Genomic DNA, 311 nt, shown 5'->3' with positions numbered 1-311 from the left:
TTCTGTAGACCATTGATAGACAATCGGTAATCACATACAGACTCACCAGGCCTCGGAGAAACCAATAAAGGCTGCTTAACGCCAAAATCATCATGTATACACCCACCCACCAATTCGTAGTGCCTGCCTTGAGTCAAATTAACCATACCTTCAACTCGTGACAGATCTTCCGTGCCATCCGTTATCTGTATCAGGGTTAGATACATACTCCCTCCATTTGCATTTTCAGAAGTAAATATAGTAATCGAACACCCAATTCGCAAAAGCAGCTGACTCCCGACTTTTCGAGACATCTCGCACCTCTTATATAA

The 311-nt window shown here is 43.1% G+C and carries 1 protein-coding gene; it reads right to left on the bottom strand.

What is annotated here, in order from left to right; all coding sequences use genetic code 11:
• A partial coding sequence (locus AB4585_RS25525) for a hypothetical protein (RefSeq protein ID WP_372171582.1) occupies positions 1-206 on the bottom strand: 206 nt, incomplete at its 3' end.
• Between the last annotated feature and the right edge of the window lie 105 nt (positions 207-311).

It is taken from the genome of Vibrio sp. 10N.222.49.C9 (genome assembly GCF_041474985.1).
GTDB lineage: Bacteria > Pseudomonadota > Gammaproteobacteria > Enterobacterales > Vibrionaceae > Vibrio > Vibrio crassostreae_C.
This window is presented reverse-complemented; position numbering and strand designations above follow the sequence as displayed.